We start from the raw sequence: 13,458 nt of genomic DNA, 5'->3' as shown, positions 1-13,458 counted from the left end.
TGAGGACAGAGCAAAAACTGCTGCGCAGTTTCTTGGTCTGTCCCGCAAAGTCTTCAACGATCGAAGGCCGGCCGCTTGGGATCGAATTTCCAGCCGGGAATGAGCGCCTGCATCGCCATCGCATCGTCGCGCGAGCCCAGGCCGTGCTGCTTGTACAACTGGTGCGCCTTCTCGACCTCGACCATGTCGAGCTCGACGCCCAGGCCCGGCTTCTTCGGCACCTGCACGTGGCCGCCGACGATCTGCAGCGGGTCTTTGGTGAGGCGCTGGCCGTCCTGCCAGATCCAATGCGTATCGATCGCCGTGACACGGCCCGGCGCGGCGGCGCCGACCTGGGTGAACATCGCCAGCGAGACATCGAAGTGGTTGTTCGAATGCGAGCCCCAGGTCAGGCCCCAGTCGCGGCAGGTCTGGGCCACGCGCACCGACCCGGCCATGGTCCAGAAATGCGGGTCGGCCAGCGGGATGTCCACCGACTGCAGCGCCAGGGCGTGGCTCATCTGGCGCCAGTCGGTGGCGATCATGTTGGTGGCGGTCGGCAGGCCGGTGGCGCGCCGGAACTCGGCCATCACCTCGCGGCCCGAGAAGCCTTCCTCGGCGCCGCAGGGGTCTTCGGCATAGGCGACCACGCCGCGCATCCGCTGGCCCAGGCGGATCGCATCCTTGAGCAGCCAGCCGCCGTTCGGGTCGAGCGTCACGCGCGCTTCGGGGAAGCGCTCGTGCAGCGCGACGATGGCATCGACCTCCTCGTCGCCGCGCAGCACGCCGCCCTTGAGCTTGAAGTCGTTGAAGCCGTACTTGTCGCGCGCCGCCTCGGCCAGCCGCACGATGGCCTCGGGCGTCATGGCCTTCTCGTGGCGCAGGCGGAACCAGTCGTTGTCGGCCTCGGGCTCGCGGGCGTAGGGCAGGTCGCTCTTGTCGCGGTCGCCGACATAGAACAGGTAGCCCAGCATCTCGACCGCGTCGCGCTGCTGCCCTTCGCCGAGCAGCGCCGCGACCGGCACGCCCAGGTGCTGGCCCAGCAGGTCGAGCAGCGCCGACTCGATCGCGGTCACGGCATGGATCGTGGTGCGCAGGTCGAAGGTCTGCAGGCCGCGGCCGCCGGCATCGCGGTCGGCGAACTGCTTTTGCACCTGCTGCATCACGCGCTGGGCGTTGCCGATCGACTGGCCAACCACCAGGTCGCGGGCGTCCTCGAGGGTCTGGCGGATCTTCTCGCCGCCAGGGACTTCACCGACGCCGGTGCGGCCGGCGTTGTCGCTCAGGATCAGCAGGTTGCGGGTGAAGAAGGGGCCGTGGGCGCCGCTCAGGTTGAGCAGCATGCTGTCGCGGCCGGCGACCGGGATCACGCGCAAATCGGTGACGAGGGGAGTGGAGTGGGACATGGCGGGTCTCTCAGTCGATAGTGATCTTGCCTGTCTCGATCACTTTCTTCCAGCGGGCGGACTCCTGCTGCTGGAACTTGGCGAACTGCTCGGGCGTGTTGGCGACCACCTCCAGGCCGATGGCGGTGAACTGCTGCTTCACGGCGGGGTCGTTCAGCGCCGCGGTCATCGCATCATGCGCCTTGCTGCGCAGCGCCGGCGGCAGGCCCTTGGGCGCGACGATCGCCTGCCACGAATACACCTCGAGGTTCTTGACGCCGGCCTCGGCCGTGGTCGGCACGTCGGGCAGTACCGGCGAACGCTTGTCGCCGGTGACCGCGAGCGCCCGCAGCTTGCCGGCGTTGATGTTCTGCACCACCGCGTTGACGTTCTGGAACGAGGCATCGACCTGGCCGCCGAGCAGGTCGGTGATCGCCGGCGCGCCGCCCTTGTAGGGGACATGGAGGCCCTGGGTGCCGGTCTGCTGCCAGAACAGTTCGGCCGTGAGATGGTCGCTGGAGCCGTTGCCCGACGACGCGAAGGTCATCTTGCCGGGATGCGCCTTCAGGTTGGCGATCACCTCGGCCACCGTCTTGAACGGCGACTTGGCGGGGACCACCAGCACGTTGGGCGCCTGCACCGCCACCGTGATCGGGTCGAAATCCTTCAGGGCGTCGTACTGCATGCCCTTGATCAGGTGCGGCGCGATCACCAGCGGGCCCAGGGAGGTCACGAGGAAGGTGGCGCCGTCGGGCGTAGCCCGCTTCACGAAGGTGGCGCCGATGGTGCCGGTGGCCCCGGCCTTGTTGTCGACCAGGAAGGACTGGCCCAGCTTCTCGCCGAGCCGGGGCGAGATGGCACGCGCCACCATGTCGGTCGATCCGCCGGCCGGGAACGGGACCACCAGCGTCACGGGTTTCTGGGGCCAGTCCTGGGCCTGGGCGCCGAGGGCCGCGAGGCCGAGCGCGAGGGTGCCGAGCAATCGTTTCATGTCTGTCTCCTGCGGATGAATGGAAATGGTAGCGCTACCTTCAGATGCCGAATGATAGCGCTACCTATCCGAAACACCCACTAGGGGTTTGTACCGATCAGGCGCTCTCCCGCTCGATGATCGAGAAGCCGATGTCCACCACCCGCGGGCCGCGCTGGCCGCCTTCGGCCCGCTCGACGATGAACTGCGCCGCCTGCCGGCCGATGGCTGTGCCGTCGATCCGCACCGTGGTCAGGGCCGGGTGGAGATCGGCGGCGAACTCGAGGTCGCCGAAGCCGACCACCGCCAGTTGCCCGGGCACCGCGATGCCGCGCGCCTGCGCCTCGGTCATGACGCCGAGCGCGAGCAGGTCCGAGCTGCAGAACACGGCGTCGATGCCCGGCGCGTCGCGCAGCAGCTCCGCCAGCGCCGCGCGGCCGCTCTTGAGGGTGGTCGGGGCCGGCACGCGCACCACGGCCACCTCGGGCAGGCCGATGGCCCGCGCGGTGTCCTGGAAGGCCTGCAGCCGGCGGAACGCGCGCTCGTCGTCGCCGGCGATCGCCGCCAGCCGGCGCCGGCCGCGGACATGGAGGAACTCGGCCACCGCGCGGCCGACCGCGGGATGCGAGAAGCCGACCAGCATGTCGAGCGGCGTCGGCGTCAGGTCCCAGGTCTCGACCACCGGGATGCCGGCCGCCAGCAGGCGCTTGCGGCCCTCGGTCGAATGCATGATGCCGGTCAGCACGATGCCGTCGGGTCGGCGGCCGATGATGGCCTCGAGCAGCGCGTCCTCGCGCGAATCGACGTAGCCGCTCTGGCCCAGCATCAACTGGTAGCCGCGCTCGGCCAGCGCCTGGGTCAGCGCCTGGACCGTCTGCAGGAACACCGGGCCGGCGATGGTCGGCACCACCGCCGCCACCAGCCGGCTGCGGGTGGACGCCAGCCCGCCGGCCAGAACGTTGCGCACGTAGCCGGTGCGCTCGACTGCCGCGGTGACCTTCTGCAGCACCTCGGCCGACACCTGCCGGGGACTGCTCAGCGCGCGCGAAGCCGTGATCGGCGCGACGCCGGCCAGCTTGGCGACATCGTGCAGCGTGACCGCGCCGCTGCCGCGGCGGGCCCGTCGAACCGGAGGCTCCTCATTGCTCATGGCCCGGATTCTAGGCCCGCGGTAGCGCTACCGATCCAGCCCCATCGCCCGGTGCCCGATCTCGAAATCGTTGCGGCCGCTGCGGTCGGTGCCGCGCAGCAGCCACAGCGGGCGGCGGGCGAAATCGACCGCCACGCCGCTCTTGCCGTCGACCGGCCGCAGATCGCGCTCGAACACCGAGGTCGCGGGCATGTAGCGCAGGGCGACGCCGGTTCGGCGTTTCGCGGAGGTGTTGGCCTGGGCGCCGTGAATCATGTAGACGTCGTGCAGCGACATCTGGCCCGGCTGCAGTTCGAGGTCGACCGCGGAGGCCTCGTCGAAGCTGCCCGCCGCCAGGCGCTGGTTGAGGGTCAGGTCGGTGCGATCTTCATGCAGGTGCTCGTGCAGCACCTGGCCACGGTGCGAGCGGGGGATGACGCGCAGGCAGCCGTTTTCGACCGTCGACGCTTCAAGTGCAACCCAGACCGTGCAGTTGGCCAGCGGCCGGATCGGCCAGTAGTGGCCGTCCTGGTGCCAGGGGGTCTCGTAGCCTTCGGCGGCCGGCTTGCAGAACACGTGGCAGCCCCAGAGGATCACGTCGTCGCCGATCACGCCCGACACCAGTTCGACGATCTCGGGGTCCATCGCCAGTTCGAGAAAGCGCCGGCTGCCGCGCACGCCCTCGCCGTTGTCGCCCTCGACATGTGCCGAGACCAGCTTCTCGGGACGCACGCCGGCGTTGTTGCGGATCAGTTCGTCGAGCGCCTCGCGCATCATCGCGACCCGCGCCTCGGGCAGCCGGAACTGCGGGATCACCCAGCCTTCGGACTGGTACTGCGCGATCTCTCGTGCGGACAGTTGCGCCATGTGTGCACCTCGTGGAGGCGCCCATTATGGGCAGTTCAGCCGTCGTAGCCAGGCGGCGGGACGAAGCCGCCGAAGGCGCGCTCCACGGCCTCGGCGAAGGCGATGGTCGTGCGGTCCTCCAGGTACGGGCCGATGATCTGCATGCCGACCGGCAGCCCCTCCTCGCTCAGGCCGATCGGCATCGCGGTCGCGGGCAGCCCGGTCAGCGTCGCCAGGCTCGACCAGGGCGACTGGTCCTTGTAGGCGATCTCGTGGTCGTCGATCCGCAGCCGCCGGGTCTCCATCTCGCCCGGATCGTGCGGGAAGGCCGGCGTCGGCGACACCGGGCACAGCACCACGTCCCACTGGGCGAACAAGGCGCGCCACCGGTGCGCCGTGGCGGCACGCATGCGGTCGGCATGAATCCAGTCGCGATGGCTGATCCCCGCTTCGGCGCCCGGCATGTCCGCACCGAGCTGGGCCCACAAGAGCTGGCCCCAGAGCGACGCCACCCGCGCCAGGTCGGGCAGCAGCGGGCTGCCGCGCTCGACCCGGCAGCCGGCGCGCGCCAGGCCGTCGGCCAGACGCTGCAAGGCCGAACGGACCGCCGCGGAGGTCGGCACCAGCGGATGGGTGTCGAGCAACAGCACGCGGAAATCCGCCAGCGCGGCATGGCGCGACGGCGGCAGCGCCAGCCGGTAGGCGATCGCCTGCGCATCGTCCGGGCCGGCGATGGCGTCGAGCGCCAGCGCCAGGTCGGCGGCGCTGCGCGCCATCGGGCCGACCACCGCGAGGTCGACCCAGGGGTCGGCCGACAGGGCCGGCGTGCCCGGCGGCGCGCTGCCGCGCATCGGCACCAGGCCGTGCGTGGGCTTGTGCGCGAAGACGCCGCAGAAATGGGCCGGCACGCGCAGCGAGCCGACCAGGTCGGAACCGAACTCGAGCGACACGTAGCCCGCCGCCAGCGCTGCCGCACCGCCCCCCGACGAGCCGCCGGGCGTGCGCGCCAGGTCCCAGGGATTGTTGGTGCGGCCGTAGACCGGATTGCTCGACTGCCAGTCCGCCAGCTGCATCGCCACGTTGGTCTTGCCGATGACGATGGCGCCGGCCGCCTTGAGCCGGCGCACCAGCACCGCGTCCTCGGCCGCGGGCGGCTGCCCGGTGCCGGGGATGCCCCAGGTGGTCGGCAGGCCCTCGACGTTGAAGGCCTCCTTGACCGTGACCGGTACTCCCAGCAGCGGGCGGCGATCGCCCCGCGCCAGCGCGGCATCGGCGGCCAGCGCGGCCACGCGGGCACGCTCGAAATCGCGCACTGCGACGGCATTGAGCGCCGGGTCGAACTGTTTGATTCGCTCGATGGAATCCGCCAGGAGGGCGGCGGCGGAGGTCTTGCCGGATTGGAGGGCTGCGACTAGTTCGCGGGTGGTCGCGTAGGGCATGGGGGCGGGCTCCTCTAGTCAGTTGAGGACAGAGCAAAAACTGCTGCGCAGTTTCTTGGTCTGTCCCACAAGGTCTCACGAGGTCGAGGACAGAGCAAAAACTGCCGCGCAGTTTCTTGGTCTGTCCCGCAAGGTCTCACGAGGTCGAGGACAGAGCAAAAACCGCTGCGCAGTTTCTTGGTCTGTCCCGCAAGGTCTCAGGAATGCCGCCGCTGGTCGTACGTGGGCTGCTCCGGCAGGTCCGCCAGATGCCGCGTATCGGCCCAGTCGACGATCTCGATCTGGTCGGGCTTCGCGGCCTCGGCGATGCGGATTCGGTTGAAGCCGGCATTGGGAATGTCGCTCTGGCGCGGCCCGTTGAGTCCCAGCCCGCGCGCGGTGCGCCAGACCATGTCGAGCACGCCGCCGTGGGTGACCACCAAGAGCCGCTGCCCCGTGTTGGCGGTCGCGATGCGGCCCAGCGCCTCGATGATGCGGGCGTGGAACTGGCGCGGCGATTCGCCCTCGGGCATCGCATGGTCCTCGCTGAACTTCAGCCAGTCCTCCCAGGCGCGCGGATGCCGGGCCTGGATCTCGTCGGCGCGCATCCCCTCGACGATGCCGAAGTTCTGCTCGCGCAGCGAGACGGTGGTGAGGATCTCGAGCCCGAGCTGCCGCGCGGCCGGCGCCGCGGTCTGCTGCGCCCGCATCAGGTCGCTGCTGATCAGCTGCTGCACCGGTTCGCCGGCCAGGCGCAGCCCGAGGCGGCGCGCCTGCTCGTGACCCATGTCGTTGAGAGGCACGTCGATGTGGCCCTGGAAACGCAGCTCGCGGTTCCAGTCGGTCTCGCCGTGGCGGATCAGGATGAGTTCGGTGGGAGTGGACATAGGCAGGGTCTATTCTCCCCGCAGCCGGTGTCAGGCACGCGACCGTTCGCGGCTTCACCGAGAATCCGGGCATGCCAAGCCTCGTGTTGCTCCCCGGACTCGCCTGCGACGAACGCCTCTGGGAGGCCCAGCGGCCGGCCCTGCCCCCGGCGCTCGATGTCCGCGTGAGCGACGCCCACATGCGCTGCGACCGCATCGAGACCATGGCCGCCGCCGTGCTGGCCGACCACCCGGGCTCGCTGATCCTCTGCGGAGCCTCGATGGGCGGCATGGTCGCGATGGAGGTCGCGCGGCAGGCGCCCGCGCGCATCGCCGGGCTGGCCCTGCTCGGCACCAACGCGCGCGCCGAAACGCCCGAGATGTTCGAACTGCGGCGTTCGGCGATCGAGCTGTTCGAGAACGGCGAGGCCCGCGACGTGATCGAGCTGAACGCCGGCTTCGCCTTCCACAGCTCGCGCGGCGGCGATGCCCCACTGCTGCGGCGCTACGTAGAACTGGTGCTCGATGCCGGCGCGGCGCAGCTGGTGCGGCAGAACCGGGCCCTGATGGCGCGCCCGGACGCCCGCCCCCACCTGCCCTCGCTGCGCTGTCCGGTGCTGGTGATGTGCGGCGACGGCGATCGCCTGACGCCGCCCGAGTGCTCGAGCGAGATCGCGAGCCTGGTGCCGCAGGCCGAGCTGGTCTGGGTCCCGCAGTGCGGCCACATGCTCACGATGGAGCGGCCGGAGCTGGTCAACGCCACGCTGGGGCCTTGGCTCGAGCGCCTGCTGGTCGCGCCATAGGCCGACGGGGGTGGGCTCACGCCGACGGCGTACTCTGCTCCGCGAATGTCCCCCGCCCTTCGGGCTCCTCCTTTATTTCGCTGCGCAGAGCACGCCATCGGCGTGAGCCTACACAGCCGTCGTCGATCGGGTGGAACGACCTCCTGCTACCCGTGCCGAGGGCACCGGGTGGCCCCCGCAGCGAAATAAAGGAGGAGCCGAAGGCGGGGGACATTCGCGGAGGGGGCCACCCGGTGCCCTCGGCACGCACCCCGGACTTTCGGAAACCGCGTTCAGTGCAGTTGGCCGCCGGTCTCGCGGATGTCCTCACCGACCGCGAGCGCCGTGGCGATCGCGACGCGCAGCCCCGCCACCATGGTGGCCAGCGCCATGCTCGGCTGCCCCGGCAGTCGCGCCACCTGCTCGGGCAGGTACGGGACGTGAATGAAGCCAGCCCGCATGCCGGGCACCGGGCGGGTCGCGGCCCGGTGCATCAACCCGAAGAACAGGTGGTTGCAGACGAAGGTGCCGGCGCTGTTCGACACTGCGGCCGGGATGCCCGCGGCCCGCAGGTCGCGCACCATGGCCTTGATCGGCAAGGTCGAGAAGTAGGCCGCGGGCGCGCCCGCCACCACCGGTTGGTCGATCGGCTGGTGGCCGACGTTGTCGCCGATGCGGCCGTCGTCGACATTGATCGCCACCCGTTCGGGCGTGAACTCGCTGCGGCCGCCGGCCTGGCCGACGGCGAGCACCAGCTGCGGCTGCAGTTCGTCGATCGCCGCGTCGAGCGCCCGCAGCGCGGCACCGAATACGCAGGGGATGCGGCGCGCATGCACCACGACAGCGCCCTGGCGCCAGCCGTCGAGCGCGCGCACGGCCTCCCAGGACGGATTGACCGTCTCCCGGTCGAAGGGCTCGAAGCCGGTCAGCAGGACGTTCACGTCGCCGCGACCGCGATGCCTTCGGCCGCCAGCCGCTCGCGGATGCGGCGCGCGAAGGCCAGCGCATGCGGGCCGTCGCCATGCAGGCAGACCGTCTGCGCATTCACCGCCACCAGGCTGCCGTCGATGGCGCGCACCTGCCGGTCGCGCACCAGCGACAGGGTCTGGGCCAGCGAGGCTTCTTCGTCGTCGATCAGGGCGCCCGGCTGGCTGCGCGGCACCAGGCTGCCGTCTGGCATGTAGCCGCGGTCTGCGAAGACCTCCTCGACCGGCCGCAGGCCGGCACGCTCGGCGGCACCGATCATGCCGCTGCCGGCCAGCCCGAAATAGCGCAGCGAGGGATCGAAGCGGCGCACCGCCTCGCAGATCGCCTCGGCCAGCGCCGGCTCCTTGACCGCCTGGTTGTAGAGCGCGCCGTGTGGCTTGACGTGGGCCAGCCGGCCGCCTTCGGCCTTGACGATCGCGGCCAGCGCGCCGATCTGATAGAGCACGCCGGCGACGATCTCCTCGGGCGGCAGGTGCATGGTGCTGCGGCCGAAGTTCTCGCGGTCCGGGAAGCTCGGGTGGGCGCCGATCGCGACGCCGTTGGCGATCGCCCAGCGCACGCACTGCTGCATGGTGCGGGCGTCGCCGGCGTGCCAGCCGCAGGCGATGTTGGCCGAGCTCACCAGCCCGAGCAGGGCCTCGTCGTTGTCGCATCCCTCGCCGAGGTCGGCGTTGAGGTCAATCTGCATCGCTTTCTCCTTGGGGAGGATTCTGCGCCGGTGCGATCCACCCCGCCGACGCCAGGCCTTGCGCCACCTGCGAGAGATAGCGCCGGCGCTCGTCCCAGGCCGCCAGCGCCTGTGCCGAATCGACCTGCTGCAGCCGCAGCCGGCCATTGAGCGGCGCCTGCGCCAGCTTCCAGAGGTCGGCGCGGATCACCACGCCGATGCGCGGATAGCCGCCGGTGGTCTGGGCATCGCCCATCAGGATGATCGGCTGGCCCGCGGGCGGCACCTGGATCGTCCCCGGGATCACGCCCGAAGACAGCATGTCGACGGCGCGCCGGCGCTTGAGCTCGAAGCCCTCGAGCCGGCTCCCCATGCGGTTGCTCTGCGGCGTGAGGCGCCAGGACCCGCCCCACAGCGCCTCGCGCGACGCGATCGTGAACTGCTCGAACTCGGGGCCGGGCATCACCCGCAGCACGGTCGCGCCGTCGCTGCCGCGGCCCGGATCGGGGCTGCGCACGCCGAAGGGCCGCCGCGCCAGCTGCTGCGCGTCTAGTGCCGTCGTGCCGAGCGCCAGCTTGTCGCCCTTCTTGAGGGCCCGCCCGTGGTGGCCGCCGAAACCGGCCTTGAGGTCGGTGCTGCGCGAGCCGAGGATCACCGGGACATCGATCCCGCCGGCCACCGCCAGCCAGCTGCGCAGCCCGGCCTTCAGTGCCGACCGGTTGGCGCCGGCCAGCTTGAGCACCTGCCCCGCGGCCACCGGCAGGCTCCAGCACGGCCACAGCGGCACGCCGTCGAGCGTGGCGCCGAAGTCGTCGCCGGCCAGCGCGATGCGGGTCGGGACCTCGAAGCGAATCTCGCAGCCGCCCATCGTGAGTTCGAGGCCGGCGGCGCCGTCGGGGTTGCCGGCCAGCCGGTTGGCGAGGGTCAGGGCCAGCGTGTCGAGCGCGCCGCCCGGGCAGATGCCGAGCTGGCGGTGCCCCGGACGCCCGAGGTCCTGCACCGAGGCCAGCATGCCCGGTCGCAGGACCGTGAGTCCGGAAGCGCCCGTCATCAGGCTTCCATGCTTTCGACCACGAAACGCACCTGGTCGCCCGGCCGCAGGCGGGTCGGCTCGGCCGCGCCCGGATCGAACATCTCCAGCGAGGTGCGGCCGATCAGCTGCCAGCCGCCCGGCGAGACCAGCGGGTAGATGCCGGTCTGCTCGCCGCCGATGCCCACCGAACGCGCCGGCACGGCCAGGCGCGGCTCCTTGCGCCGCGGCGTCGCCAGCTCCGGCGGCAGGCCGCCCATGAAGGCGAAGCCCGGCAGGAAGCCGAGCAGGTACACCACGTAATGACCCGCGCTGTGCCGCTTCACGACCTCGGCCGGCGACAGGCCGGTGTGGCGGGCGACCTCGGCCAGGTCGGGGCCGGACTCGCCGCCATAGGCGACCGGAATCTCGACCTGCCTGCCCTGGATGCCGGCCGCGGCCAGTTGCGGCCAGGCCGACAGCACCTGCATCTCGAGTTCGACGACATCGATCTGCGCCGGATCGAACAGCAGGCTCAGGTTGTTCATGCCCGGCAGCACCTCCTGCACGCCGCGCCACTGCATCGCTTCCGCGGCCAGCGCCCAGATGCGCTGCTGCTGGACCAGCGTCGCCGGCGCCGGCAGCTCGCACAGCAAGGCGGCCTCGCCCAGAGAATGCAGCCGAAGCGGCTGGGGGGTCAACCGGCAACCTCCGTGCTTCGCACTGCGGTGCGAGCCCCCTTCGGAGCGGCCGGGCGGGGGCTCATTTGAAAACCTCCGTGCTTCGCACTGCGGTGCGAGCCCCCTTCGGAGCGGCCGGGCGGGGGCTCATTCGCGCACGAGGCCGCGGACCTTGGCGAGCAGGCTGTCCTGGACGTTGGGCGAGACGAATTTGTCGACTTCGCCGCCCAGCATCGCGATCTCGCGAACGAAGGTGCTGGAAATGAACTGGTACTTGTCGCTCGGCGTCAGGAACACGGTCTCGACCTCGGGCATGAGCGAACGGTTCATGCCGGCCAGCTGGAACTCGTAGTCGAAGTCGGTCACGGCGCGCAGGCCGCGCACCATCGCCTTGCCGCCGCGGGCGACCACGAAGTCGCGCAGCAGGCCCGAGAAGCTCTCGACCGTGACCTGGTCGCTGTAGGGCTTGACGGCGTCGCTCGCCATGTCGATGCGCTCCTGCAGCGTGAACAAGGCCTTCTTGTGGTGTCCCGCTGCCACCGCGACGATGACCCGCGAAAACAGCTGGGTCGCGCGCCGCACCACGTCCTCGTGACCGAGCGTCATGGGGTCGAAGGTGCCGGGATATACGGCGATCACGTTGCTGGACATGCTTCTTTCCTCCTGATTCGGCCGCCGTCGGCCAGGTTCGGCGGATTATGCAGCGGGGCTTGCCGCGGCCTGCAGAAGGTGGGCGTGCACGGCGCCGGCCTTCAGGTAGCGGAAGACCGAAAGGCCGAGCGCGGCGAGCTCGTCGTCGCTCCAGCGCCGGGCGGCCTCCAGGTAGACCACGCCCTCGGGCCGCAGAGCCCGCAGGGCCGCACGCAGGGCCGGCTCGTACAAGGCGGGGTTCTCGAACGGCGGGTCCAGGAACACCGCATGCAGGCTCCCGGCCGGCACCCGCTCGAGCGCCGTGACGCCGTTGCCGCGCTCGACGCGCACGGCGTCGGCGCCGAGCTTGGCCTTCAGGCCCTGGAGCTGGGCGACCAGGGTCGGGTCCTGCTCGCACAGCAGCACCGAGGCGGCGCCGCGCGAGGCGGCTTCGAGGCCGATCGCGCCGGTGCCGGCGAAGGCATCGACGCACTGCCAGCCGGGCAGCTCGCCGCCGCCGACGCCGGCCAGGCTGGCGAGCCAGTTGAAGAGGGTTTCGCGCACCCGGTCGGGAGTCGGGCGCAGGCCGGGCTTGTCGGCGACCGCGAGGCGGGTTCGCTTCCACTGGCCGCCGATGATGCGGACGAAATGCGGTGCCTTGGCGAGTTTGGCCGGCTTGGCCGGTGCCGCGGGGGCGGGTGTTCGGGACTTTGGTTTCACAGCCGGGAGCTTAACGGCAGCCGCCTGCACCGGCCCTTCAAGGTTGCCCGCCCACCACCACCGTCACCATCTTCTCCGGCTGGAGCTTGCGCGCGAAGGCCGCCTTGACGTCGGCCACGGTGATCGCGTTCACGCGCGCGGTCCAGGTCTCGAGGTAGTCGAGCGGCAGGTCGTTCCAGGCGATGTTGGCGACGTTGCCGAGCAGCTTCCGGTTGCTGTCCAGCAGCAGCGGAAAGCCGCCGATCAGGTTGTCTTTCGCGGCCTTGAGCTCGGCCTCGGTCGGGCCGTCGGCGACGAACTTCGCCAGTACGTCCTTCGAGACTTTGACGGCTTCATCGGCCTGGTCGGGCCGGGTCTGGAAACCGATGCGGAAGGCGCCCGCATGCAGGCCCGGCGAGAAGCCGCTGTAGACGCTGTAGGCCAGCCCGCGTTTCTCGCGCACCTGCTCGGTCAGGCGCGAGACGAAGCCACCGCCGCCGAGCACGTAGTTGCCGAGCGTGAGCGCGAAGTGGTCGGGGTCGGCGCGCCGATAGCCGGGCTGGCCGATCAGCACATGGGCCTGGGCCGAATCGAAAGGGATGCGTTCGTCCTTGGGCGCCGTCAGCGGCTGCACTTCTGGCACCGCCGGCAGCGCGGCGCAAGCGCCCCCGGCGGGCAGCCGCGACAGCAGCGTGGCGGCGATGCCGTCGGCCTGCGCCCGCGTGACGGCGCCGACGATGCTGATCTTGGCGCGGCAGGGCACGATCAGCTGCGCATAGCGCGCACGCATCGCGGCGACGTCGATCTGAGCCAGCGTGGCCTCGGTGGTCTCCAGGCCGTAGGGATGGGTGCCGTAGACACCCTGCGAAAAGGCCCGCTCGACCCGGGTGGCGGGCTTGGTGTTGGCTTCCCGGATCGAGGCCCCGATGCGCTCGCGCTCGCGCTTCCAGACGTCCTCGGGGAAGGCCGGCTCGCCGATCTCGCGCGCGGCCAGGCGCACCGCCTTGTCGAGCAGCACCGGATCGGACAGCGTGCGCAAGGTGAAGCTGGTGCGGTCGGAGCCGGCACCGGCGTCGAAATTGGCGCCGAGATCGGCCCAGGCTTCGCCCAACGCGTTCTGGTCCAAGGCGGGGTCGCTGCCGTTCGCACGAATGCCTTTCTCGACCATCCCTGCGGTCATCGAGGCCAGGCCGGCCTGGGCCGGAGGGTCGCGCCGCCCACCGGCGTCGAAGTCGACCTGGACATCGACGATCGGCAGCGCGTTGGTGGCGGCCAGGTAGACCTTGGCACCGTTCGCGAGGCTCCAGTGCTGGATCGGAATGGCGGCCTGGGCGGCGGCGCCGATGAAAAGCGCGGCGCCGGCCAGCAGGCTGCGCAGCGCGAACTGTCGTGTGTCGAACATGGGGATGCA

At 70.9% G+C, this 13,458-nt stretch carries 14 protein-coding genes; 1 reads left to right on the top strand and 13 read right to left on the bottom strand.

Annotation, left to right across the window (positions count from 1 at the left end):
• Positions 1-53 precede the first annotated feature (53 nt).
• From gudD to AC1DF3_RS18580, 6 genes are all read right to left on the bottom strand, one after another.
• Positions 54-1,385 (bottom strand): glucarate dehydratase, encoded by a 1,332-nt coding sequence (gudD, locus tag AC1DF3_RS18605; RefSeq protein WP_286534724.1) that lies wholly within the window; start codon positions 1,383-1,385, stop codon positions 54-56.
• Positions 1,386-1,395: 10 nt separating this feature from the next.
• Positions 1,396-2,355 carry a Bug family tripartite tricarboxylate transporter substrate binding protein gene (locus AC1DF3_RS18600; RefSeq protein WP_286534725.1) on the bottom strand — a complete coding sequence of 320 codons (960 nt, stop codon included), beginning with the start codon at positions 2,353-2,355 and terminating at the stop codon, positions 1,396-1,398.
• A gap of 97 nt (positions 2,356-2,452) precedes the next feature.
• On the bottom strand, positions 2,453-3,484 hold the full coding sequence (locus tag AC1DF3_RS18595) for a LacI family DNA-binding transcriptional regulator (protein ID WP_478140423.1): 1,032 nt from the start codon (positions 3,482-3,484) through the stop codon (positions 2,453-2,455).
• Between the two features lie 27 nt (positions 3,485-3,511).
• Positions 3,512-4,330 carry a phytanoyl-CoA dioxygenase family protein gene (locus AC1DF3_RS18590; RefSeq protein ID WP_478140422.1) on the bottom strand — a complete coding sequence of 273 codons (819 nt, stop codon included), beginning with the start codon at positions 4,328-4,330 and terminating at the stop codon, positions 3,512-3,514.
• Between the two features lie 35 nt (positions 4,331-4,365).
• Positions 4,366-5,748 (bottom strand): amidase family protein, encoded by a 1,383-nt coding sequence (locus tag AC1DF3_RS18585; RefSeq protein WP_478140421.1) that lies wholly within the window; start codon positions 5,746-5,748, stop codon positions 4,366-4,368.
• Between the two features lie 197 nt (positions 5,749-5,945).
• Positions 5,946-6,614, bottom strand: a complete 669-nt coding sequence (locus tag AC1DF3_RS18580) for a histidine phosphatase family protein (RefSeq protein ID WP_286534729.1) — start codon at positions 6,612-6,614, stop codon at positions 5,946-5,948.
• A 71-nt stretch (positions 6,615-6,685) separates the two neighbouring features.
• On the opposite strand from AC1DF3_RS18580, the gene AC1DF3_RS18575 reads away from it, so the two are divergent.
• Positions 6,686-7,396 (top strand): alpha/beta fold hydrolase, encoded by a 711-nt coding sequence (locus tag AC1DF3_RS18575; RefSeq protein WP_478140420.1) that lies wholly within the window; start codon positions 6,686-6,688, stop codon positions 7,394-7,396.
• Between the two features lie 272 nt (positions 7,397-7,668).
• Here the strand turns inward: AC1DF3_RS18575 and pcp are convergent, their stop codons facing one another.
• The 7 genes from pcp to AC1DF3_RS18540 all read right to left on the bottom strand — a co-directional run bounded on the left by pcp (position 7,669) and on the right by AC1DF3_RS18540 (position 13,449).
• Positions 7,669-8,316, bottom strand: coding sequence for a pyroglutamyl-peptidase I (pcp, locus tag AC1DF3_RS18570; protein WP_478140419.1), 648 nt, complete (start codon positions 8,314-8,316; stop codon positions 7,669-7,671).
• Positions 8,313-9,050 carry a 5-oxoprolinase subunit PxpA gene (gene pxpA, locus AC1DF3_RS18565; protein ID WP_286506060.1) on the bottom strand — a complete coding sequence of 246 codons (738 nt, stop codon included), beginning with the start codon at positions 9,048-9,050 and terminating at the stop codon, positions 8,313-8,315. The genes pcp and pxpA overlap by 4 nt, the downstream gene beginning before the upstream one ends.
• A complete protein-coding gene (locus AC1DF3_RS18560) occupies positions 9,040-10,080 on the bottom strand; it encodes a 5-oxoprolinase subunit C family protein (RefSeq protein WP_286534732.1) in 1,041 nt (346 codons plus the stop codon). The genes pxpA and AC1DF3_RS18560 overlap by 11 nt, the downstream gene beginning before the upstream one ends.
• The gene (gene pxpB, locus AC1DF3_RS18555; protein WP_286534733.1) at positions 10,080-10,739 is read right to left on the bottom strand and encodes a 5-oxoprolinase subunit PxpB; all 660 of its coding nucleotides are present in this window, start codon (positions 10,737-10,739) and stop codon (positions 10,080-10,082) included. The genes AC1DF3_RS18560 and pxpB overlap by 1 nt, the downstream gene beginning before the upstream one ends.
• Positions 10,740-10,865: 126 nt before the next feature.
• The gene (gene coaD, locus AC1DF3_RS18550) at positions 10,866-11,369 is read right to left on the bottom strand and encodes a pantetheine-phosphate adenylyltransferase (protein WP_286534734.1); all 504 of its coding nucleotides are present in this window, start codon (positions 11,367-11,369) and stop codon (positions 10,866-10,868) included.
• A gap of 45 nt (positions 11,370-11,414) precedes the next feature.
• Positions 11,415-12,068 (bottom strand): RsmD family RNA methyltransferase, encoded by a 654-nt coding sequence (locus AC1DF3_RS18545; RefSeq protein WP_286534735.1) that lies wholly within the window; start codon positions 12,066-12,068, stop codon positions 11,415-11,417.
• Positions 12,069-12,105: 37 nt separating this feature from the next.
• Positions 12,106-13,449: a M16 family metallopeptidase gene (locus AC1DF3_RS18540; RefSeq protein WP_478140418.1), complete on the bottom strand. Its 1,344-nt coding sequence runs from the start codon at positions 13,447-13,449 to the stop codon at positions 12,106-12,108.
• Positions 13,450-13,458: the final 9 nt, after the last annotated feature.

Source organism: Variovorax sp. 10N432 (assembly GCF_056394465.1).
Note: the sequence above shows the minus strand (reverse complement) of the source record. Positions and strands in the feature narration are given on the sequence as shown.

Coding starts and splice junctions, on each gene's coding strand:
- AC1DF3_RS18600 (WP_286534725.1), bottom strand. CDS start 2,355: ATGAAACGATTGCTCGGCACCCTCGCGCTCGGCCTCGCGGCCCTCGGC.
- pxpA (WP_286506060.1), bottom strand. CDS start 9,050: ATGCAGATTGACCTCAACGCCGACCTCGGCGAGGGATGCGACAACGAC.
- coaD (WP_286534734.1), bottom strand. CDS start 11,369: ATGTCCAGCAACGTGATCGCCGTATATCCCGGCACCTTCGACCCCATG.
- AC1DF3_RS18560 (WP_286534732.1), bottom strand. CDS start 10,080: ATGACGGGCGCTTCCGGACTCACGGTCCTGCGACCGGGCATGCTGGCC.
- AC1DF3_RS18575 (WP_478140420.1), top strand. CDS start 6,686: ATGCCAAGCCTCGTGTTGCTCCCCGGACTCGCCTGCGACGAACGCCTC.
- AC1DF3_RS18585 (WP_478140421.1), bottom strand. CDS start 5,748: ATGCCCTACGCGACCACCCGCGAACTAGTCGCAGCCCTCCAATCCGGC.
- AC1DF3_RS18590 (WP_478140422.1), bottom strand. CDS start 4,330: ATGGCGCAACTGTCCGCACGAGAGATCGCGCAGTACCAGTCCGAAGGC.
- AC1DF3_RS18540 (WP_478140418.1), bottom strand. CDS start 13,449: ATGTTCGACACACGACAGTTCGCGCTGCGCAGCCTGCTGGCCGGCGCC.
- AC1DF3_RS18580 (WP_286534729.1), bottom strand. CDS start 6,614: ATGTCCACTCCCACCGAACTCATCCTGATCCGCCACGGCGAGACCGAC.
- AC1DF3_RS18595 (WP_478140423.1), bottom strand. CDS start 3,484: ATGAGCAATGAGGAGCCTCCGGTTCGACGGGCCCGCCGCGGCAGCGGC.
- gudD (WP_286534724.1), bottom strand. CDS start 1,385: ATGTCCCACTCCACTCCCCTCGTCACCGATTTGCGCGTGATCCCGGTC.